The sequence below is a fragment of the Roseobacter litoralis Och 149 genome (genome assembly GCF_000154785.2).
Lineage (GTDB): Bacteria > Pseudomonadota > Alphaproteobacteria > Rhodobacterales > Rhodobacteraceae > Roseobacter > Roseobacter litoralis.
In genome coordinates this window covers 3,948,248-3,969,438 of the sequence record NC_015730.1, presented here as the reverse complement: position 1 = coordinate 3,969,438, position 21,191 = coordinate 3,948,248, and the positions used below count along the sequence as shown (strand labels likewise).

Below are 21,191 nucleotides of genomic sequence, written 5' to 3'. Positions count from 1 at the left end.
CTTCTATTGAGGCCTTAATTCGGCGAGGGCACCTTCCAATGTCGGAAAGACGCTAAAGACCGAGTCCATTCGCGTTAAGGTAAAGACACGCTCGACAGTCGGCGTCAGACCGGCAAGCGCCATCTTGCGGTTGGCGCCCATATGTTTCATTGCCGCCACGATGGCGCCCAATCCGCTCGAGTCGATAAACTCAACACGGCTCAGGTCCAGAACGACGACGTCTGGACCGTCATCTGTTTCCACACGCATTGCATCCTTGAACTCAATCGCGACAGCCGCGTCTATGCGCGCACCTTGTACGGAAACGATCCGCAATTGCTGGTCTGTTTTGCTTGCAAGTTCCATTATATACCCTGACATAATCGTGCATAAGTGCTTACCGGGTAAGTCTTACGATTTGATTTAGGTATTCGGAGAATGCGAATCATGGAAGACGTTGTGATCGTGGGAGCGGCGCGCACCCCAATGGGTGGGTTTCAAGGCGCCTTGTCGTCTTTGAGCGCTGCGCAGCTTGGCGGGGTCGCGTTGAAATCAGCGATGCAGGTTGCTGGGGTCGCGACAGTGGACGAGGTGTTGATGGGGTGCGTTTTACCCGCGGGTCAGGGTCAGGCGCCCGCCCGGCAAGCGGGTTTTGCCGCGGGTCTGGACGACACAGTGCCTGCGACCACGCTCAACAAGATGTGCGGGTCAGGCATGAAAGCGGCGATGATCGCCTTTGATCAGATCGCCCTCGGACAGGCCAGTCTGATCGCGGCAGGTGGCATGGAGAGCATGAGCAACGCCCCTTATTTATTGAATAAAATGCGTTCTGGCGCGCGCCTTGGTCATAGTGAAGTGATCGATCACATGTTCCTTGACGGGTTGGAAGACGCCTATGACAAAGGGCGTTTGATGGGGACATTTGCCGAAGACTGTGCAGAGACGTTTCAGTTTACGCGGCAGGCACAGGACACATATGCACTGGCATCACTTTCCCGCGCGATAGAAGCTCAGAAATCCGGCGCGTTCGACGCCGAAATCACACCGGTTGACGTGGTGTCGCGCAAGGGCACGATCACGGTCGTCGCGGATGAGCAACCGGGGGCGGCAAGGCCGGAGAAAATCCCGCAGCTCAAGCCTGCGTTTCGGGACGGTGGCACGGTAACTGCGGCGAATGCGTCGTCCATTTCGGATGGGGCAGCGGCGCTGGTTTTGGCCTCAAATCCTTATGCCGTATCAAATAGTCTGACAGTTCGGTGTCGCGTCGCTGGCCATGCGACACATGCCCAAGCGCCCGGGCTATTCACAACCGCACCGGTTCCAGCCGCCCGGAAGCTGTTGCAAAAGATAGGCTGGGACAAGGACAGCGTTGATCTGTGGGAGGTGAACGAAGCTTTCGCGGTTGTGCCGCTCGCCTTCATGCATGAAATGGGCCTTGATCATGGCGTCGTAAACGTAAACGGCGGTGCCTGTGCGCTGGGGCATCCGATTGGCGCGTCGGGCGCGCGTATCATGGTGACCTTGCTGAATGCGATGGAAAAGCGCGATGTCAAACGGGGTGTCGCTGCGATCTGTATTGGTGGGGGCGAGGCGACAGCCATCGCGCTTGAGCGCGACTGAACCGCTTGTTGTCTTGAAGAAACAGGTTTCATACCCGGAGTGCAGACGCGTGAAGGTCGATTACCCAACCCTCGCCAAAACCATCGCTGCCCTGACCGAGGGAGAGACGGATGTTGTCGCCCTGATGGCGACGGTCGCCTGCGAAGTCCATCACTGCGACGATCGTTTTGACTGGACCGGTTTTTACCGCGTGACGGGGCCGCAAATACTCAAAATCGGTCCCTATCAAGGGGGGCATGGTTGTCTGGTCATCCCGTTTTCGCGCGGCGTTTGCGGGGCTGCCGCAAGGACGCGCGAGATAAAGCGTGTTGGAGACGTCGATGCCTTTCCGGGTCACATCGCTTGCGCCTCAAGCACACGATCCGAACTGGTGTTGCCGGTTGAGGACGCGCGTGGCGCGTTGCTGGGGGTATTTGATATCGACAGCGACCAGCCCGCTGCATTCCATCAGCGCGATGCGGATGAGATCGACCGTATTCTGAAGGCTGTTTTCGGTCGGTTATAACGTCCGGCGTCAAGAGATGTTCAATCGGGCGGAAAAAACGCACTCTGCGGCGTGAAAAATATCTGGATTTTTTCATTCAACTCAGGCACCGTGAAATTCGAAGGAGAATTTTCACGCCCATGCACCACAGCCTACCAGACGAACCACAGACTTTGGGGGCCGATCTGCGGGCCCTGCGCAAAGCGCGCGGGCTGACGCTGGCGGATCTGGCGGAGCGTTTGGGGCGTTCTGTCGGATGGCTCAGTCAGGTGGAGCGGGACAAATCCGACCCGTCGATTTCCGACCTGCGCGCGATTGCCAAGGTGCTTGAGGTCTCAATCTCGATGCTGTTTCGCCACGCACCGGCGACCGCGACCGAGGCGGGCTATATCGTGCGTGCCGCCGCGCGCCGCCCGATGGGCTCGAAAACCGAAGGGTTGGTCGAAGAGCTATTATCGCCTGACCTCACGGATGATTTCGAGATGGTGCATTCCACCTTTGAACCGGGCAGCCGCGTCAAGGAGATGGTCACCCGCCCCACTCAAGAAGTCGCCTATCTGCTCTCCGGCACCTTGCAGATCGAGATCAACGAAACCGTCCACACGATCCATCCCGGTGACAGCTTTCGCATTCGCGGCGAAGCGTTCCGCTGGTCAAACCCCTACGCAGAGCCGGCAGTGGCGATCTGGGTTATCGCCCCACCGGTTTATTGATGGGGTTTGAGGCATGGACCATATTCGCGCTATTCTGGATTGTCTTTGTCACAACGCCGGGTCCCAATGCGGTGAATTGCATCCAAAACGGCATACACCTCGGGTTTGGCCCTGCGATGATCGGGGTGCTGGCGATCCTGACACAGGCGACGCTGTTTCTGATCCTCTCCGCCTTTGGCATCACGGCACTGATTGCGGCATCACCCGCCGGATTTTTCGCGGCCAAGATGATCGGTGCGGCATTTTTGATTTACCTTGGGGTGCGCGGCTGGATGCAGGCCCGCACCCCGGTGAGAGTCAGCGCAAAACCAGCGAAATCCATCTACTTTCAAGCGCTCGCCATCGCCACCATCAACCCCAAAAGCGTTGCGGGCTATCTCGCGGCCTTTTCACAATTCGTGCAACCGGATGTGCCGATTTGGGAGCAGATGACCGTCATCGTGCCAACCGCCCTGACGCTGACCGCGCTGAGCTACACCGGCTTTTATGCCCTTGGCGCAGGGCTTGGGCGTGCAGCGCTGGACGCGGTTTTCAACGTTTGGCTGCGGCGCATTCTGGCGTCCTGTTTCGTGATCTACGGTCTGTTGCTCGGCTTTTCAAATGCGCCGGGGCGCACGTGACATGACAACAAACGTCACCACGACAAACCTGCGTATGGCACTTGCCGGTTTATGTCGCGAAACACATCGCTTTGCCGTCGGCAAAGGGGGCTACCACAAGAGTACGGACTTTGTCCCACAAGAGGAGAAGTGAAATGGCTGAATTTCCAACAACAGCGCGTGTCGTGATTATTGGCGGGGGCGTGGTGGGCACCTCGACTTTGTATCATCTGGCCAAAGCAGGGTGGAAAGACTGCGTTCTGCTTGAAAAGAACGAGTTGACCGCCGGGTCGACGTGGCATGCGGCGGGCAATGTGCCGAATTTTGCAGGGTCGTGGGCGGTGATGAACATGCAGCGCTATTCGGCGGCCATGTACCGGACGCTGGGTGACGACGTGGATTACCCGATGAACTACCATGTCACCGGGGCTGTGCGTCTGGCGCACTCGAAAGAGCGGATGCAGGAGTTTGAGAAAGTCGCGGGCATGGGGCGCGCGCAGGGCCTGCAGATGGACATCTGCACGCCTGAGGAATTGCAGCAGTATAACCCCTTCATGGAAACGCATGATCTTGCGGGGGGCATGTGGGATCCGTTGGATGGTGATATTGACCCGGCGCAACTGACGCAGGCGCTGGCCAAAGGCGCGCGGCAGGCGGGCGGGCGGATTGAACGGTTCTGCCCGGTCATTGGGATGGACCGGGATGGCGACGAATGGATCGTGAAAACCGAGAAAGGCGATATTCGTTGCGAAAAGGTCGTCAACTGCGCCGGGTATTACGCGCAGCGCGTCGGTGAGATGTTCAAACCCTTCGGCGGGCGCACTGTGCCGATGGTGGTCATGAGCCATCAGTACTTCCTGACCGAACCGATCCCCGAGCTGGAAGCCTGGACCAAGGAGAACGGCAAGAAGGTCGCGATGATCCGCGATGTGGATACGTCCTATTACCTACGGCAGGAAAAGACGGGTCTGAACCTCGGCCCCTATGAGCGTAATTGCAAGGCGCATTGGGTCACGCCGGAGGATCCCATGCCGGAGGATTTCTCGTTCCAGCTTTACCCGGATGATCTGGAACGGCTGGAGTATTACATCGAAGACGCCATGGAACGGATGCCACTTTTGGGCACATCCGGTGTGGGGCGCAACATCAACGGGCCTATCCCTTATGCGCCCGATGGTTTGCCGATGATCGGCCCAATGCCGGGGGTCAAGAATGCCTTTGAAGGGCACAGCTTTACTTTCGGGATCGCGCAGGGTGGCGGGGCCGGCAAAGTGTTGTCGGAATGGATCATGCATGGCGAGACCGAACTTGACATGTGGGCCGTCGATCCGCGCCGCTACACCGATTATGCGGATCACGACTATTGCCTGAGCAAGGCGCTTGAAACCTATGGCCATGAATACGCCATGCATTTCCCGCGCCACGAATGGCCTGCGGGGCGGGACAAGAAACTGTCACCGGTGGATGCGAAAATCCGTGCGCTTGGCGGTCAGATGGGGGCCTATAACGGGTGGGAGCGGGCGAATTGGTTTGCCAAACCCGGCGATGATACCTCAGAGGACTCGACCCACACATGGGATCGCAACGGGCCGTGGGCCGCACGTATCAAGGAAGAGGTCGAGGCGGTGCGCGATGGCGTTGGCGTGCTGGACCTGCCGGGCTTTTCGCGCTTCAAGGTGGCAGGGTCCGGGGCGGATGAATGGCTGCGTGGTCTGACGACGGGATCCTTGCCCAAGATCGGCCGCGTTGGTCTGCTCTATTTTGCGGACAGCCGTGGGCGTATCCTGACAGAAATGTCAGTGACGCGCGAGGCGGAGGATCGCTTTGTTCTGGTGACGGCCGCATCGGCCCAATGGCATGACCGCGACTGGCTTGAAGGTCAGATGCCGGACAACTGCGCCTTTACGCTTGAAGACTGGACCGACCGGATGTCGACCCTGATCGTGACCGGCCCCGGTTCGCGCGCCCTTCTGGGCAAGCTGTGCGACGCCGATCTGACCCTGCCGTGGCTCAGCTTTCAGGAGACCGAGGTTGCGGGCGGTTGGGCGGCCTTGCTGCGCGTTTCCTTTGCGGGGGAGCTTGGCTGGGAAGTGCACGCCGAAAACGCGGATATCCCGGCGATGTATGACGCCATCCTTGATGCGGGGGCTGTGCCTTTCGGGATGTATGCACTGAATTCGATGCGGATCGAAAAGGGATATCGCGCATGGAAAGGTGATTTGTCGTCGGATTATTCGCTGCTGGAAGGCGGGCTGGAACGGTTCATCCGCTTTGACAAGCCGCAGGATTTTCCCGGCAAATCTGCGTTGCTGAACGAAAAGCAACAGGGCGTGAAAAAGCAATTCGTCACGCTGGTGGTGGATGCCGATGCACAGGATGCGCCCTATATGGCGCCGCTGTTTCACGGGGATGAGGTCGTGGGCGAGACGACCTCGGGCGATTGGGGCTACCGTGTGAACAAGTCCATCGCGCTTGGCATGCTGCGCAAGGACCTGACCGAACCGGGCACCGAGATCGAGGTTGAAATCTATGGCCAACGCCGCCGCGCGACGGTGCAGGCAGATCAGCCGCTCTGGGATCCGCAAAACGAGAGGATCCGTGTATGACGCAGATTACCCTCTTGGATGGTGGCATGGGGCAGGAATTGGTGCACCGCGCCGGGGACAAGCCCACGCCGCTTTGGTCAACGCAGGTGATGGTGGATCACCCCGGTCTGGTTGAGGCGGTGCACGCTGATTACTTTGCCGCCGGTGCGACGGTCGCCACGACGAATTCATATGCGATCCACCATGATCGGTTGGAAGGCACCGGTATGGAGGACGCTTTTGAGGATCTGTATCAGCGCGCCCTGAGCGAAGCGTCCGCCGCGCGCGCGAAACATGGATCGGGTCGTATCGCTGGAGCGCTCGGGCCGCTGGTGGCGAGCTATCGTCCTGATCTTCACCCGTCTCGTGAGATCGCTGTGCCATTGTTTGCCGAGGCTGCGGCGCTGCTCGCGCCTGTGTGCGATGTGCTGATCCTTGAGACGGTCGCCTCGGTTGCCCATGCGCGCGATGCCCTTGAAGGGGCGCGCAGCACAAACCTGCCCGTTTGGCTGTCACTGACAGTTTCGGACGGTGACGGGATGCAGTTGCGTTCGGGTGAACCGCTTGAGGACGCGTTGGAGGTTGCCGCAAATGCGGATGCGGTACTCGTTAATTGCTCAGCCCCCGAAGCGGTCACCAAGGCAATGCCCATCCTCGCGCAAAGCGGAAAACCATTTGGCGGCTATGCGAACGGCTTCGTGCAAATCAGCCAAGACTTCCTGAAAGAAAAACCGACCGTGGACACGCTCGAAACGCGCCGCGATATGGGGCCGCGCGCCTATGCGGGGTATGTCATGGAGTGGGTCGCCGCCGGGGCCACCATCGTCGGTGGCTGCTGCGAGGTCGGCCCAAAACACATCGCGGAACTTAAAAAGCGGCTGCTGGCAGCCGAACACACCCTCGCCTGAGGGCAGGTTTTTCTGAACGGAGACCTCTTATGGCACTTCCTCCTTCGCACGCACGGGTCGTCATTATCGGCGGTGGCGTCATCGGCTGTTCTGTCGCTTATCACCTGACCAAACAGGGCTGGAAAGACGTTGTCTTGTTGGAACGCAAACAGCTGACGTCCGGGACGACTTGGCACGCGGCTGGATTGATTGCGCAACTGCGCGCCACGGCGAATATGACGAAACTGGCGAAATACAGTCAGGAACTATACGGCAACCTCGAAGCGGAAACGGGCGTTGCGACGGGATTCAAACGCTGTGGGTCGATTACCGTTGCCCTGACCGAAGAACGCCGCGAAGAGATCTACCGTCAGGCGGCCATGGCGCGCGCCTTTGGCGTCGATGTCGAGGAAATCTCTGCGCAGGAGGTCAAGGCGCGGTATGAACATCTGAACATCAAGGATGTGACCGGTGCGGTTTATCTCGACAAGGACGGGCAGGGCGATCCGGCCAATATCGCGCTGGCGCTGGCCAAGGGCGCGCGGCAAGGCGGTGCCAAGGTGCTGGAGCGCACATGCGTCACTGGCATCACCCGCGCCGGGCGACGCGTTACTGGCGTGGATTGGGCGCAGGGTACGGAGACGGGTCATATCACGGCGGATATGGTGGTCAATTGCGGGGGCATGTGGGGGCATGAAGTGGGCCGCATGGCGGGTGTCAACGTACCGCTGCATGCCTGCGAGCACTTTTACATTGTCACCGAGGCCATCGCCGGTTTGACCCAGCTTCCGGTGCTGCGCGTGCCCGATGAATGCGCCTATTACAAAGAAGATGCGGGCAAAATGCTGCTGGGCGCGTTTGAACCAAACGCCAAGCCTTGGGCGATGAAGGGTATTCCTGCTGATTTTGAATTCGACCAGCTGCCCGAAGATTTCGACCATTTTGAGCCGATCCTTGAGGCGGCGGTGGAGCGCATGCCAATGCTGGCGGAAGCGGGCATTCATACGTTTTTCAACGGCCCCGAAAGTTTCACGCCGGACGACGCCTATCACCTCGGCCTTGCGCCTGAGATGGATAATTTCTGGGTTGCCGCTGGATTTAACTCGATTGGTATCCAATCCGCTGGCGGGGCGGGGATGGCGCTTGCGCATTGGATGGAGGCTGGCGAAAAACCGTTTGATCTGGGGGATGTTGACATCAGCCGCATGCAGCCATTCCAAGGCAACAAGACCTATCTGTTCGAGCGATCAAAAGAAACGCTGGGGCTGCTTTACGCAGATCACTTCCCGTTCCGGCAAAAGGCGACGGCGCGCGGGGTGCGGCGCACGCCGTTCCACGAACATCTGATCCGGCATGGTGCCGTGATGGGGGAATTGGCCGGTTGGGAGCGTGCCAACTGGTTCGCGGTCAATAACCAGAAACCGGAATATGAATATACATGGAAGCGGCAGAATTTCTTTGCCAATATCGCAGAAGAAGTCGCGGCGGTCCGCACGAATGTCGGCATGTATGACATGTCGTCCTTTGGTAAAATCCGCGTGGAAGGTCGCGATGCGGTGGCCTTCATGAACCATGTTGGCGGCGGGCAGTATGATGTGCCGGTCGGCAAGATTGTTTATACGCAATTCCTCAATCATCAAGGCGGGATCGAGGCGGATGTCACCGTCACGCGCCTGTCGGAAACGGCATTTCTGGTCGTCACTCCGGCGGCAACCCGTTTGGCGGATCAAACGTGGATGATGCGCCATCGCGGGGATTTCAACGTTGTGATCACGGACGTCACGGCGGGCGAGGGCGTGTTGGCCATCATGGGGCCGAACGCGCGCAAACTGTTGCAACAGGTCTCGCCGGCGGATTTTTCAAACGAGGTGAACCCTTTCGGGACCGCGCAGGAGATCGAGCTGGGCATGGGGCTGGCCCGTGTCCACCGTGTGACCTATGTGGGCGAGCTGGGCTGGGAGGTCTATGTCTCGTCGGATATGGCCGCGCATGCCTTTGAAGTGCTGCATGAGGCAGGGCAGGACCTCGGGGTCAAGCTGTGCGGCATGCATATGATGGATTGCGCGCGGATGGAAAAAGGGTTCCGCCATTTCGGGCATGACATCACCTGCGAGGATCACGTGCTGGAGGCGGGGCTTGGTTTTGCGGTCAAAACGGACAAGCCTGATTTCATTGGTCGCGATGCGGTCTTGCGCAAGAAGGACACCGGGCTTGAAAGCCGCTTGGTGCAATTCAGACTGAAAGACCCCGAACCACTGCTCTATCACAATGAACCCGTCCTGCGAAACGGTGAGATCGTCGGGTTTCTCAGTTCCGGTGCCTATGGTCATCATCTGGGGGGTGCAATGGGGCTGGGGTATGTCCCCTGTGCCGGGGAGACCGCAGCCGAGGTGCTCGCCTCTGACTATGAGGTGGATGTGGCAGGCGTGCGCGTGGCGGCCGAAGTCTCGCTGAAGCCGATGTACGATCCGAAATCCGAACGGGTCAAGGCGGGTTGAAAAGCCGGGGGCGATCTGCGAGCAGGGCGTATGGATGAGACATACGCGCCCCCGCAAACCCCTTTGACGGTCCTGCATGAAGACGCCGAAGTGCTACTGGTGGATAAACCGGCGGGGCTTTTGTCTGTGCCCGGCAAGGGGCCGCATCTGGCCGATTGTCTGTTGGCGCGCGTGCAGGCGATGTTTGCCGACGCGCTGCTGGTGCACCGGCTGGACCGCGACACCTCAGGTGTGATGATCTTTGCCCTGACGCCGCACGCGCAACGCCATCTGGGGTTGCAGTTTGAAAAGCGCATGACCCGCAAGACCTATGTCGCGCGGATCTGGGGTGTGCCGTTGGAAAAAACGGGCACCGTTGATCTGCCGCTGATCGTGGATTGGCCGAACCGGCCCCGGCAGATGGTCTGCCACGAGACAGGTAAATCCGCGCAAACCGAATGGCGGGTTCTGAAAGACGACGGGCAAACCGCGCGCGTGCGCCTGCATCCGTACACGGGGCGCAGCCACCAGTTGCGGGTGCATATGCTCGCCCTTGGCCATCCGATTTTGGGCGATCCGTTTTACGCGACGGGGCCTGCGCGCGATTACCCGCGCCTGATGCTGCACTCCGAAGAGTTGCGGTTTAAACATCCGCAGGGCGGGAGATCGATGAAGGTGCGCGCAACCGCGCCATTTTAACGCGCCGGGCTTTCGGGCGCAGTCTCAGGGTCCTTTGGTGGCAGGAATGCAAAAAAGGCCACCGATGCGGTGGCCTTTGACGAGAGTATCTTTGGCAGGGGGGCTTATTCAGCAGCCCAGCCAGAGACGGCTTTGACTTCGAGGAATTCCTCAAGGCCATAGATGCCACCTTCGCGCCCGTTGCCGGACTGTTTATAGCCGCCAAAGGGTGATCCTTGGGCAAAGCCCTGACCGTTTGTTTCCACCATGCCAGAGCGCAAGCGACGCGCCACGCGGCGGCGTTTGTCGGTATCCTCAGTCTGGATGTAGTTGGTCAGCCCGTAAGGCGTGTCATTGGCGATGGCGATGGCTTCTTCTTCGCTTTCAAACGGGATGATCGACAGCACCGGGCCAAAGATCTCTTCGCGCGCGACGGTCATCTCATTGGTGACATCCGCGAATACCGTCGGTTTAACAAAGTAGCCCCGGTTCAGCCCGTCAGGACGCCCCAGCCCGCCCGCAACGAGGCGCGCCTCACCGATGCCGACCTCGATCAGTTTCTGGATTTTGTCGAACTGCGCCTCGGATACGACGGGGCCGATGTGTTTGCCCTCTTCGGAGGCCGGTCCGACGTGGGTGTTTTTGGCCACATCCGCGGCCATCTCGACCGCTTCGTCGTAACGCGATTTGTGCACCAGCATACGTGTTGGTGCGTTGCAGGACTGGCCCGAGTTTCTGAAGCACCGTACCGCGCCGGATTTCGCAGCATCCGGGCGTGCGTCCTCAAAGATGATGTTCGCACCTTTGCCACCAAGCTCAAGGCTTACGCGCTTGAGCGAATCCGCCGCCGCCTTGGAGATCGCGATCCCGGCGCGGGTCGAGCCGGTAAAGCTGACCATATCGACTTCGGGGTGCGCGGAAAGCTGGCTGCCCACTCCGGCCCCATCGCCGTTCACCATGTTGAAAACGCCCGCTGGAAAGCCTGCCTCATGGACGAACTCGGAAAACAGCAAACCGGAAAGAGGCGCGATTTCGGATGGTTTGAGGATCATCGTGCAGCCGGTCGCCATCGCAGGCACCGCCTTGAGTACGATCTGGTTCATCGGCCAGTTCCATGGCGTAATCAGTGCGCAAACCCCGATCGGTTCGAGCAGCGTCTTTTCGCTGCTTGTGAAATCACGCTCAAAGCTGAAGTTTTCGAAGGCTTTCAGGAAACCTTCAAGGTGCCAGCTGCCCGCGCCTACCTGTTGTGCACGGCTGAGCGCCATGGGCGCGCCCATTTCCATCGACATGGCTTGCGCCATTTCTTCAGCGCGGTCGTTATAAACCTCAAGCAGCCGCTTGAGCAGTGCTTGGCGTTCTGATTTTGAGGTTTGCGACCACCCATCAAATGCCGCACGCGCCGCCGCAACAGCCGCATCGGTATCGCTTTGTCCGCCCAGTGAGATCACGGCGCATTGTTCCTCCGTAGAGGGATCAATAACGGCAAAGTCGTTTTGTTTTGCCGGGGCAACCCACTGGCCATTGATATAGAATTCGCGCTTTTCAAGCATGAGGTTTATTCCTTTAAGAGGGTATCTGATACACCTTGTCCGGCGCGCACTGTGTCACTGTCGCGTGTGAACGGCAAGAGAGGGGGTGTCACCCGGAACGTTTCGTATTATGTGCGCATCACACGTAAAAGACAGCATTGCACCGGAGGTATTTATGGGCTTGCGCATCAACGACACAGTTCCCGATTTTACGGCAGAAACGGACCACGGCACGATCCGCTTTCATGATTGGATTGGTGACAACTGGGCTATTCTGTTTTCACACCCCAAGGATTTCACACCTGTGTGCACCACGGAGTTCGGCGCCGTAGCGCAGCTGGCGGATGAATGGGAAAAACGTGGCACCAAGGTGATCGGCGTTTCGGTCGATGGCGTTGAGGATCACAAGAAGTGGAAAGGCGACATTGAAAAGGTTGCGGGGGCTACCGCCGGTTTCCCGATCATCGCTGACGAAGGTCTGGCCGTGTCCAAAGCCTTTGATATGTTGCCGTCCGAGGCCTATCTGCCCGATGGCCGCACCCCCGCTGACAGCGCCACGGTGCGGTCGGTCTTTATCATCGGGCCGGACAAGCAGCTTAAACTGTCGATGACATACCCGATGACCGTTGGTCGCAATTTCGCAGAAGTGCTGCGTGCTCTGGATGGTTTGCAAATGTCGACCGGCAAAGGTGTCGCGACCCCTGCCAACTGGGTTCCCGGTGAGGATGTGATCATTCCACCATCGGTTTCGGATGAAGACGCAAAGGCGAAATTCGGCGCGTTTGAAACCGTGCTGCCCTATCTGCGCAAGACAAAAGCGCCAGACTGAGAAATCCGCCCGTGCCCGCGACATGCAGGGTGCGGGCCTGCCGCTAATCGCCCGTGACGGTTTTATAAAGATCAGAACGGCGCCCAAGCAGCGCGTCGAAACGACCGGCCACCCAGCCCGACGTGCGTACAACGTCCAGCAAGGTGCGCCCGCCTGTAAACGGCAGGGCGATCACAAGACCGCAGATGATGACGATCTTGATCGGCACGCTGACCAGCACATTGTATTTTGCCGAGGGTTGCCCTTCGAGCTTGCGGGAGTAATTGGTCGAGGATTGATCCCGACCCCGTTTGAACTGATAACTTACGGCGAGCCGCTCAAGCGGGATTTCTTCATAAACGGCAGCGTCAGCAGCCCATGCGGTGGGCAATCCGGCGGCCTTCACCTCAGCACAGAGCTTGGAGTCCGTCCCGCCGGTAAAACGCATTTTCTCGTCAAACCAGATACCGTGCTTTTCGAAAACCGAGGTTTCGGCCAGCCAGTTGTTGGTGACGATGGTCACACCCGGCGTGCCGGTCAGATCGGCGCGGCGGGCGGCGCGCGTTTCCTTGCGCAGGTATCTGCGGGCGATACATTTATCCATGAGTGCGTCAATGAAGGACAGCTTGCGCGGTGTCTGCTTGACGCGCAATGGCCCGCCGATCAAAAGCGCCTCGCTTTGGCGGTAAGCGGCGATAAGCTTGAGCAGCCAGTCTTCTGCCACGATCTCATCATCGTCCACAAAGGCCAGCAAATCTGATCCGGCAGCGATCGCTTCTTTTGCCGCCCGGTTGCGCCCGAACGGAATACCTGGCTCGGTTTCAAGCACATAGGCCAACCCCATGCCGTTGGGCAGTGGCTTAGCCGCTTCAATCACCCCGACACTCTTGGGTTCACTGTCGTTTTCCACAACCAGACAAGTGATTTCGCAATCAACGGGCAAGGCCATTTTGCCCCAGCTTTCAATAAGCGCAGCAAGCATGGCAGGGCGCTGCCGGGTGAGGGTTGAAACCGTAATGCGAAGGGTGCGCGATGTGGACATAAATACCGATTACTGTCTATACCGGGCCAGCGCAACCAGCGCTGGAAGCGTCATGCGTCAAGCGGAGTGTTCAGTTGAACAAAAAAGCGTCCGTTATTATCCCGACCTATCATAGCTGGCAGGATCTGCAGCTTTGCCTTGACCTGTTGGCCGCGCAAACAACACCTGCGTCCGATTTTGAAATCATTGTCGCCAATAATGCAGTCTCTGATGATGTGCCGGATGACTTTCGTTTACCGCCCAATGCCCGCGTGATTCAGGAGCCGAAACCGGGGTCATATGCCGCGCGCAATGCAGGTATACGCGCCGCGGGCACAAACCTTTTGTTTTTTGCCGATGCTGATTGAAGGCCGCGGCCGGACTATATAGCGCATGGCCTAAAGGTCCTTGAGGCCCATCCGAACGTCATGCGGTTTGCTGGTGCTGTCAAGCTTGCGGCGGCAGGTCAGGTGTGGACGGTTGCAGAGCGTGTGGATCGCATGATGTCTCTCAAGCAAGAGCATTATGCTACTCAGGGTCGGGCTGCGACCGCAAATGTTTTTGCGCGTCGCGCTGCGTTTGAGATGGTTGGTCTGTTCGATGATACCGCCTTATCCGGTGGGGATATGGAGTGGGCAAGGCGTTGTATGGCGCAAGGTGTCGAGCAGCTTTACGTGTCCGAAGTTATCGTTGGCCACCCTGCACGCGCATCAATGGAAGCACATGTGATCAAGCGGCGGCGTATTCTTGGCGCTCAGATTCGTAACGCGGATCCAAAGAAACGGTGGAAGTACTACATTCCCCGGTTCAAGCGTTTTCTGCTGCCCTCGTTCGGGGCCATGCGCATTGCTTTCCGAGAGCCCGACATTTCAGTTTCGGAACGGTTTCAGATGTGGTTGTTTCTGAACAAACTCCGGCGGGTTTCTGCCAAAGAGCAGATGCGTCTAACCTGGTTTAAAGGCAAGTACGAACGCCGGTAGACAAACAAAAAACCCCGACGTTGCCGCCGGGGTTTGGTTTTCTGAGAATAATGCGGATCAGTCAGCTGCCGCTTCTTCTTTTTTGACTTCTTCGCCGGTTTCCTGATCGACGACTTTCATCGACAGGCGGACTTTGCCGCGATCATCAAAGCCCAGCAGCTTGACCTTTACTTCCTGACCTTCTTTCAGAACGTCGGAAGGGTGGTTCAGGCGGCGGTTCTCGATCTGGGAGACGTGCACAAGACCGTCCCGCTTGCCAAAGAAGTTCACGAAAGCACCAAAATCGACGATCTTGACGACTGTCCCGGTGTAAACCATGCCTTCTTCGGGTTCGGCCACGATGGAGTGGATCATGTCGTAGGCTTTCTTGATCGCTTCGCCGTTCGGGCTGGCGATCTTGATGATGCCTTCGTCGTTGATGTCCACTTTGGCACCGGAAACTTCCACGATCTCGCGGATGACTTTACCGCCAGAACCGATCACTTCGCGGATTTTATCCGTTGGGATCTGCATGGTTTCGATGCGTGGCGCGTGGATCGAGAAATCCTGCGCGCCGGTGATGGCTTTTGCCATCTCGCCCAGAATGTGGATACGACCCGCTTTGGCCTGCTCCAGTGCTTTCTCCATGATCTCGGGCGTGATGCCTGCGATCTTGATGTCCATCTGCAACGATGTGATCCCGGCTTCTGTACCGGCCACTTTGAAATCCATGTCGCCAAGGTGGTCTTCGTCACCCAAGATATCCGACAGGATCGCGTAGGAACCGTCCTCTTCGAGGATCAGACCCATGGCAACACCGGCAACCGGTGCCTTGAGCGGAACGCCCGCGTCCATCATGGACAAGGAACCACCGCAGACCGATGCCATCGAAGATGAACCGTTTGATTCGGTGATCTCGGAGACGACACGCACGGTATATGGGAAGTCGGTCGCCGCTGGCAGAACCGCCTGCAACGCACGCCACGCCAATTTACCGTGACCGATTTCACGACGTCCGGGAGGGCCCACGCGACCTGCTTCACCGACCGAGTAGGGCGGGAAGTTATAATGCAGCAGGAAGTTCGATTTGAAGTTCCCGTGCAGCGCGTCGATGAATTGCTCGTCATCGCCAGTGCCCAGTGTGGTCACGACAAGACCTTGCGTCTCACCACGGGTGAACAACGCCGAACCGTGGGTCCGGGGCAAAAGACCCGTTTCAGACACGATATCGCGGATTTCGTCGGTTTTACGACCGTCAATCCGTGTGCCAGTTTTCACCACGTCACCGCGCAGGATGGAGCCTTCAAGACCCTTCATCGCGGAGCCGAGGTTTGGATCTTCTTTCTGCTCGTCTGTCAGCGCGGCCATGATGGTGTCACGGGCAGCGGAAACAGCCGATGTGCGTTCCTGCTTGTCAGAAATCGCAAAGGCGGCGCGCATCTCTGTCTCACCAGCAGCTTTAACGGCTGCGGAAAGCTCAGAATAATCGGCAGGGGCGAAGTCAAACGGCTCTTTCGCTGTGTCTTCGGCCAGATCAATGATCAGGTCGAGCACTGGCTGAATCGCGTCATGGGCGAATTTCACCGCGCCGAGCATTTCTGCTTCGGACAGCTCATAGGCTTCGGATTCGACCATCATCACCGCGTCTTTTGTCCCGGCAACGACCAGATCGAGGCGCTGTTCAGGGTTCAGGCGAAGGTCCTGCATGTCGTCGACAGTCGGGTTGAGAACGTATTCGCCACCCTCGTAACCGACGCGGCAACCCGCGATGGGGCCCATGAACGGTGCGCCAGAAATCGTCAGCGCCGCAGAGGCCGCAATCATCGCGACCATATCGGGGTCATTCACCAGATCGTGGGACAGAACGGTGCACATCACCAGAACTTCGTTTTTGAAGCCGGGGACGAACAGTGGCCGCAAGGGGCGGTCAATCAAACGCGCGGTCAGCGTTTCTTTTTCAGTCGGGCGCGCTTCGCGCTTGAAGAAACCACCGGGGACTTTACCCGCAGCGTAGTATTTTTCCTGATAGTGCACGGTCAGCGGAAAGAAATCCTGACCGGGTTTTTGTTTCTTGGCAAAGGTGACGTTTGCCATGACGCTGGTTTCGCCCAGCGTTGCAATCACCGACCCATCTGCCTGACGGGCCACTTTTCCTGTTTCCAGTGTGAGCGTCTCTTCGCCCCACTCAATTGATTTTTTCGTCTCGTTAAACATCTACGTTTCCTGTTTCGGCCCATTGGCCATTTCATAGAGGGCGAATTCCCCCTGACCCCGGTATCTTCTTTTGGCGGCGCTGAGGTCCGGGCGCCGGCTTTCAGATGGCGCGGTGGTACACGAGATACGGGCATTTGGAAAGGGATGGATCAAGAAGCGAATATTGGCTGTGCATTCTGTCGCTGACCCTTTGGTGAACACTCAGGACGCAGATATTTCAGGAGAAACTTCATTGAGCAGGCCGGTTAAAAAGTCTCGCGTGACTTTATGCCGCTCTGCTCCCAACTTGCGTCCAGTCTCCGTTTGGAACGTCTCAGACAGGTGTAGTAGTTTGGTGTAGAAATGATCGACAGAATAGGTGGCATCATCCAGATCCCGGTTTGATGCGTCAGGGTTTTCCAGATCATAAATTGCTCGACCAAGACGTCCTGAGACGTAGAAACAGCGAGCGATCCCTATATGCCCGATTGCATCAAGCCGATCTGCGTCTTGCAATATTTTTGCTTCTAAGCTGACCGGCTTTATTCCCGCTGAATAGCTATGCGCTTCGATCGCATGGGCTACTCTTTGGATTCTGCTTTGATCCCAATCAAGATCCGTCAGAATCTTAGTTGCTTCCTCAGCCGCCATACGAGATGCGGATGATCTGAGCGGTGAAGTTTTTGGCACGTCTACGTAGTCATGAAGCAGCGTCGCTGCTGTCAGGATGGCGGCGTCACCACCTTCTCGTTCCCTCAGCAGCTGCACGTTTCGCCAGACTCTGAGGATGTGGGAAAGATCATGTGACCCGTCATCGGACACCTCAATTACCAACGGCAGTAATTTCTCTGCGATGGTCTCGTTTGGTGCAAATCTGGAAGAAAGGTTCATTTCGTGCAGCTAACAAAGAGTAAAAACAACTACAATGATTGTTAGAGTTCAAAAAAATTAGTCCAGTTGTGCTTGGAGCGCTGGGTTAATTGTTCTGCGTGGCACACAAAGATGTCGAAACACACTCAGATGTACAGCCGGGCGCGCCGCGAAGGGCGCGCCCGGCGTCTTTAGTGGCTGAACTTCTTGATTTCGCCTGATTTGAGGCGGGCGCTGTAGCTGGCCAGTTCCGCGCGAACCAGCTTCATCAGGAAGTAGAGCGCGAAGATGTTCACAACGGCCATGGCAAAGATCGCAGCATCCGAGAAATCGATCACAGGGCCAAGGCTGGCCGCAGCGCCGATCACGATGAAGATGCAGAAGATGACCTTGAACGTCAGCTCAGATGTTTTGCCTTCACCAAAGAGATAGGTCCATGCTTTTAACCCGTAGTAGGACCACGAGATCATTGTGGAGAAAGCAAAGAGTACCACGGCGATGGCCAGAATGAAGGGGAACCAACTGATGCCGGACGCGAAGGCTGCGGAGGTCAGCGCCACACCCGTGTTGCCATCGACAGTCGCAATCGCGGAGCCTGCTTCATTAAGCATGTAGTTGCCGGTTGCCTCATCAACGATCAGCTGTTGCGAGATGATGATCACCAATGCCGTCATCGTGCAGATCACAACCGTGTCGATCAGCGGTTCCAGCAGGGATACAAACCCTTCGGTGATCGGTTCCTTGGTTTTCACCGCGGAGTGCGCAATCGCGGCGGAACCCACGCCCGCCTCGTTTGAAAACGCAGCCCGTTTGAACCCTTGGATCAAGGCGCCGACGAAACCGCCTGCAACCCCAAGCCCGGTAAAGGCCCCGACAAAGATCTGGCTAAAGGCCCAACCAATCATATCGTAGTTCACGATCAGAATGATAAGCGCCGCACCGACATAAAGGATGCCCATGAAGGGAACGACCTTTTCGGTAACCTTCGCGATGGATTTGATCCCGCCGACGATTACAGCGAAAACCACACCGGCAAAGATGATACCGGTGATCCAGCCGGGATAGTCTCCGGTGATTTGGGTGATCTGAGCATGCGCTTGGTTGGCCTGAAACATGTTGCCTCCACCAAGTGCGCCAAGAATACAGAACACTGAGAAGAGGACAGCCAGAATTTTGCCGCCAGGAAGACCAAGTTCGTCAAAGCCCTTGGACATGTAATACATCGGGCCACCGGAAACGGTGCCATCGGGGTATTCATTGCGGTATTTGACGCCAAGCGTACATTCGGTGAATTTCGAGGCCATGCCAAGCAGACCCGCAAGGATCATCCAGAACGTCGCGCCGGGCCCACCGATGCCGACCGCGACCGCCACACCGGCAATATTGCCGAGCCCGACCGTGCCGGAAAGCGCTGTTGCAAGCGCCTGAAAGTGGCTGACTTCGCCTGCGTCATTCGGGTCAGAGTAGTCGCCTTTGACCAGAGAGATCGCATGTCCAAAAAACCGAAGCTGGACGAAACCGAAATAGATCGTGAAGACAGTTGCCGCGACCACCAGCCACAGAACAATCCACGGGAAGCTCGTGCCCGGAAAAGGTGCAAATATCAGGCTGACAAAGGGCCCTGTAAACGTCGCGAACATCTCGTTCACGCGCGCATCAAGAGAACTGGCCTCTTGCGCCATGGCCGGATTGGCCATCATCGCGAGTGTGGCAGAAGCTGCCAAATAGTTTAGTTTTTTATGCATTGTGTTTTCCTTATGCGACCACTGTGACTGGTACGGTGGCTTGCATCACCAGATTAGCAGTGGAGCTGCCGAATATGCGTTGTGACAGCCCGGTTTCCGTCGAGCGACCAACGATGATTTGATCGGCAGACTTACTGGATGCGATGGATTCAAGCGTGTCTGAAACATTGCCATGTCGCACCATGCCTTCGGCCGTGATGCCTTTTTCTTTCAGACTGTCCAATGCGGGTTGCACGACGCGCGACATCGCGGTTGAAATTTCTTCCTCGCGGCGTTTGTGGCGTTGGGCGTTTTCTTCGGCGGTTTGGAAGGAATAGGGCGACCATTCGATGACATAGACCACCAGAAGCGTACAGTTTCCGATGAGTTTTGCCATACTTTCGCCATATGCCAGTGCACGCTCGCCTGAGCTGTGGCCATCAAGGCCCACTAGCAGTTTTGTTGTCATTGTGAAGTATCTCCTGTCAGCCCGCCCATAATCTGGGTCTGTGGCCGGGAGAGGAGAGTCCTGTTGGTCAGGCCGGTCGCAAACTGTAAGCGGGTGTATTGCACGACCTCTCACCCGTGATGATAGAAGAATTTAAGGAAACTTTAACCTTCATTTTTCTGAAACACAGTGTTTTTGACTAAAGTTGCCAGATAATGCAGCGATTATGACTAATCCTGCGAAGGAAGTAGGCGGCATCGCGAAATCTTTGATGGTGTGCGGCACCTGTTACGGTTCAGAACTGAGCCGCCGCGGCCAAGCCGACAACCGCCATCATCGATACAGCCATGGCGACATTAATGGATCTTTGTGTCCGCTCGGGGAGGTTCATTCTGCGCAGGGTGATCCCAAGGTAGAGCCACGCGAAATGGATCGGTATCCAAATGGCATTCATGATGAGGAATTTCAGGGTGATTTCCAGCAAGAGGTTGCCCGACATAAACCCGAAACCGGAAAATAGGGCCGTGTTGACCGCATAAGCTTTGGGGTTGATCGCCTGCAGCGCAATTCCGCCCATAACGCCCGGCGGTTTTTGTCGTTCGATGAACGCGATCTTACTGCCCGCGAATCCGATGCGCAGCGCCAGATAGGTCAGATAAGCGATAGAGGCGAAAAACAAGACCGTGCGCAAGCGGGGATCGGCGAACAGAAAGGCGGTCAACCCGCTTACGACGGCCAGACAAACCAGATTGGTGCCGATGAAGAGCCCGACAAGATAGCGCGTTCCGGCCTGCGCGCCGAATGACGCGCCGACACCGGCTGCGGACAAAACGCCGGGTCCCGGGGTAATGATCAGAAAAAAGACAGCGGCGGCAAAGGTATACATGCCAAGACCCTAGCGTAAGCTGACGTGGTTGTGCAGGTGGCTTATCCATTAAAAAAACCGCGCCATATGACGCGGTTTCTTTCGTTTATGCGCTCGGAGCTAATCGGCGCGACCAACGGGTCTAGTTCGATGTGCCGGCTTGATTTGCAGATGCGTTCCAACCGAAACACGCTGTCCACGGTTGGCTTTGAAGCGATCGCTTAGCGACGCAGTCCAAGACGCTTGATCAGGTCCTGATACCGTGCCTCGTCTTTGGCCTTTGTGTAGTCCAGAAGTTTGCGGCGTGTTGCCACCATCTTCAGCAGACCGCGGCGGCCATGATTGTCTTTTTTATGCGTTTTGAAATGCTCGGTCAGTGTAGCAATGCGCGAACTCAGGATCGCAACCTGTACTTCGGGCGAACCTGTGTCGCCTTCTTTGGTTGCAAAATCTTTCATGACGCGGGCTTTTTCTTCGGCTGTAATCGACATCGGGGTCTCCTAATTTTAAGGTTTCAATAAGGCGCAGGCCGGGATGTCGTCCAGCACAGGCCCGTGGAGGGTCGCCGGAAAAAACGGGATTCCTTTCGGCGATGGGCGCGTATAGGCGGGTTTTTGACAGAAGGCAATTATTGAATCTCTGCAGTTACCGCTTTGCCTGCATTGCGATGGTATCAAATCTGTCCAAGGCCAACGATTGACCCGGAATTCAGTGGGATTGGCGTGACGTCTGACGTGCCCAGATCCGTA

The 21,191-nt window shown here is 57.3% G+C and carries 20 protein-coding genes; 11 read left to right on the top strand and 9 right to left on the bottom strand.

Annotated features, from left to right (window positions below; all coding sequences use genetic code 11):
- Positions 1 to 3: 3 nt before the first annotated feature.
- Positions 4 to 345, bottom strand: coding sequence for an STAS domain-containing protein (locus RLO149_RS18995; protein WP_013963700.1), 342 nt, complete (start codon positions 343 to 345; stop codon positions 4 to 6).
- Between the two features lie 81 nt (positions 346 to 426).
- Between RLO149_RS18995 and RLO149_RS18990 the strand changes: the two genes are divergently transcribed.
- The 8 genes from RLO149_RS18990 (at position 427) to RLO149_RS18955 (ending at position 10,043) form a co-directional block, all read left to right on the top strand.
- Positions 427 to 1,599 (top strand): thiolase family protein, encoded by a 1,173-nt coding sequence (locus tag RLO149_RS18990; RefSeq protein WP_044025443.1) that lies wholly within the window; start codon positions 427 to 429, stop codon positions 1,597 to 1,599.
- A 49-nt stretch (positions 1,600 to 1,648) separates the two neighbouring features.
- On the top strand, positions 1,649 to 2,104 hold the full coding sequence (locus RLO149_RS18985; RefSeq protein WP_013963698.1) for a GAF domain-containing protein: 456 nt from the start codon (positions 1,649 to 1,651) through the stop codon (positions 2,102 to 2,104).
- A 119-nt stretch (positions 2,105 to 2,223) separates the two neighbouring features.
- Positions 2,224 to 2,796 carry a helix-turn-helix domain-containing protein gene (locus tag RLO149_RS18980; protein ID WP_013963697.1) on the top strand — a complete coding sequence of 191 codons (573 nt, stop codon included), beginning with the start codon at positions 2,224 to 2,226 and terminating at the stop codon, positions 2,794 to 2,796.
- Positions 2,796 to 3,416, top strand: a complete 621-nt coding sequence (locus RLO149_RS18975) for a LysE family translocator (protein ID WP_013963696.1) — start codon at positions 2,796 to 2,798, stop codon at positions 3,414 to 3,416. The genes RLO149_RS18980 and RLO149_RS18975 overlap by 1 nt, the downstream gene beginning before the upstream one ends.
- Positions 3,417 to 3,550: 134 nt before the next feature.
- A complete protein-coding gene (locus RLO149_RS18970; RefSeq protein ID WP_013963695.1) occupies positions 3,551 to 6,001 on the top strand; it encodes a GcvT family protein in 2,451 nt (816 codons plus the stop codon).
- Complete coding sequence (locus tag RLO149_RS18965) at positions 5,998 to 6,888, top strand: homocysteine S-methyltransferase family protein (protein WP_013963694.1); 891 nt, start codon at positions 5,998 to 6,000, stop codon at positions 6,886 to 6,888. Before RLO149_RS18970 ends, RLO149_RS18965 begins: the two co-directional genes overlap by 4 nt.
- Positions 6,889 to 6,917: 29 nt before the next feature.
- Positions 6,918 to 9,365, top strand: a complete 2,448-nt coding sequence (locus tag RLO149_RS18960) for a GcvT family protein (RefSeq protein ID WP_013963693.1) — start codon at positions 6,918 to 6,920, stop codon at positions 9,363 to 9,365.
- Between the two features lie 30 nt (positions 9,366 to 9,395).
- Positions 9,396 to 10,043 (top strand): RluA family pseudouridine synthase, encoded by a 648-nt coding sequence (locus RLO149_RS18955; RefSeq protein WP_013963692.1) that lies wholly within the window; start codon positions 9,396 to 9,398, stop codon positions 10,041 to 10,043.
- Positions 10,044 to 10,147: 104 nt separating this feature from the next.
- Here RLO149_RS18955 and RLO149_RS18950 read toward each other — a convergent pair whose 3' ends face one another.
- A complete protein-coding gene (locus tag RLO149_RS18950) occupies positions 10,148 to 11,575 on the bottom strand; it encodes an aldehyde dehydrogenase family protein (RefSeq protein WP_013963691.1) in 1,428 nt (475 codons plus the stop codon).
- A 154-nt stretch (positions 11,576 to 11,729) separates the two neighbouring features.
- On the opposite strand from RLO149_RS18950, the gene RLO149_RS18945 reads away from it, so the two are divergent.
- Positions 11,730 to 12,383, top strand: coding sequence for a peroxiredoxin (locus RLO149_RS18945; RefSeq protein ID WP_013963690.1), 654 nt, complete (start codon positions 11,730 to 11,732; stop codon positions 12,381 to 12,383).
- 43 nt (positions 12,384 to 12,426) lie between these two features.
- Here the strand turns inward: RLO149_RS18945 and RLO149_RS18940 are convergent, their stop codons facing one another.
- Entirely contained in the window at positions 12,427 to 13,404 is a 978-nt protein-coding gene (locus tag RLO149_RS18940; RefSeq protein ID WP_013963689.1) for a glycosyltransferase family 2 protein, read from the bottom strand.
- A gap of 74 nt (positions 13,405 to 13,478) precedes the next feature.
- Between RLO149_RS18940 and RLO149_RS22975 the strand changes: the two genes are divergently transcribed.
- Together RLO149_RS22975 and RLO149_RS22970 are read left to right on the top strand one after the other, a co-directional pair.
- Positions 13,479 to 13,751 (top strand): glycosyltransferase family 2 protein, encoded by a 273-nt coding sequence (locus tag RLO149_RS22975; protein WP_052304818.1) that lies wholly within the window; start codon positions 13,479 to 13,481, stop codon positions 13,749 to 13,751.
- Positions 13,752 to 13,811: 60 nt separating this feature from the next.
- Entirely contained in the window at positions 13,812 to 14,363 is a 552-nt protein-coding gene (locus RLO149_RS22970) for a glycosyltransferase family 2 protein (protein ID WP_052304817.1), read from the top strand.
- Positions 14,364 to 14,420: 57 nt separating this feature from the next.
- Here the strand turns inward: RLO149_RS22970 and pnp are convergent, their stop codons facing one another.
- The 6 genes from pnp to rpsO form a co-directional block, all read right to left on the bottom strand.
- Positions 14,421 to 16,556 (bottom strand): polyribonucleotide nucleotidyltransferase, encoded by a 2,136-nt coding sequence (gene pnp, locus RLO149_RS18930; protein ID WP_013963688.1) that lies wholly within the window; start codon positions 16,554 to 16,556, stop codon positions 14,421 to 14,423.
- Positions 16,557 to 16,757: 201 nt separating this feature from the next.
- Complete coding sequence (locus RLO149_RS18920) at positions 16,758 to 17,426, bottom strand: HD domain-containing protein (RefSeq protein ID WP_013963687.1); 669 nt, start codon at positions 17,424 to 17,426, stop codon at positions 16,758 to 16,760.
- Positions 17,427 to 17,596: 170 nt separating this feature from the next.
- Positions 17,597 to 19,150, bottom strand: a complete 1,554-nt coding sequence (locus RLO149_RS18915; RefSeq protein WP_013963686.1) for an alanine/glycine:cation symporter family protein — start codon at positions 19,148 to 19,150, stop codon at positions 17,597 to 17,599.
- Between the two features lie 10 nt (positions 19,151 to 19,160).
- Positions 19,161 to 19,598, bottom strand: coding sequence for a universal stress protein (locus tag RLO149_RS18910; protein WP_013963685.1), 438 nt, complete (start codon positions 19,596 to 19,598; stop codon positions 19,161 to 19,163).
- Positions 19,599 to 19,872: 274 nt separating this feature from the next.
- Positions 19,873 to 20,463, bottom strand: coding sequence for a LysE family translocator (locus tag RLO149_RS18905; protein ID WP_013963684.1), 591 nt, complete (start codon positions 20,461 to 20,463; stop codon positions 19,873 to 19,875).
- 200 nt (positions 20,464 to 20,663) lie between these two features.
- Positions 20,664 to 20,933, bottom strand: coding sequence for a 30S ribosomal protein S15 (gene rpsO / locus RLO149_RS18895; RefSeq protein WP_013963682.1), 270 nt, complete (start codon positions 20,931 to 20,933; stop codon positions 20,664 to 20,666).
- Positions 20,934 to 21,191: the final 258 nt, after the last annotated feature.